The sequence below is a fragment of the Neisseria sp. P0018.S001 genome (genome assembly GCF_051957355.1).
Classification (GTDB): Bacteria; Pseudomonadota; Gammaproteobacteria; order Burkholderiales; family Neisseriaceae; genus Neisseria; species Neisseria subflava_A.
Genome location: NZ_JBQCWN010000051.1, coordinates 1 through 494, shown reverse-complemented (window position 1 = coordinate 494; position 494 = coordinate 1). Strand labels below are relative to the sequence as shown.

General features: G+C 56.7%; 1 protein-coding gene. It reads right to left on the bottom strand.

Annotation, left to right across the window (positions count from 1 at the left end; genetic code table 11):
• On the bottom strand, positions 1–331 hold a 331-nt coding region (locus ACTHTJ_RS10770; protein ID WP_440360979.1), incomplete at its 3' end, for a hemagglutinin repeat-containing protein.
• Positions 332–494: the final 163 nt, after the last annotated feature.

Here is a 494-nt window from a genome sequence, read left to right as displayed (position 1 = left end):
TTTTGCCTTTGCCGTAGGCCGCTTCGGCGTAGATATAGACGCCGGTTTGGGCACCAACGGAAACCCCGACGCCGACTTGTACGCCGGCATTGCGGTTTTTGCCGTCCTGATGTTGGCTGTCTTGGGCGGAGAGCAGCCGGATGTCGCGCGCGGAATCGAGGCGGATGGTGTCGCCCGCAGTAATGTTGCTGCCTTGGACGGTAATGTCGCCCTCGCGGCTGCGGATATTGATGTCGCCGCCAGCTTTCAGGCTGCTTTGCTGGCTTTGGCGGTAGTGTTGGTTTTGTTCCTTGCCGGCGGTTTTAAAGCCGAAGCCGGCTTCGACGGACAAGAGGACGGCGCCTTGCTGTCCGGTTTGGTTTTTAAGGGCGTCGGCTACTTTGCCGACGCCATCGGCCAGTTGGTAGGCTTGGGCGCCGGCGGCATCTGATTATTTTGAAATTGCCATTTCAATGACTTGCTCAACATAGTTGTTTTCCAAATCAATTACGTCT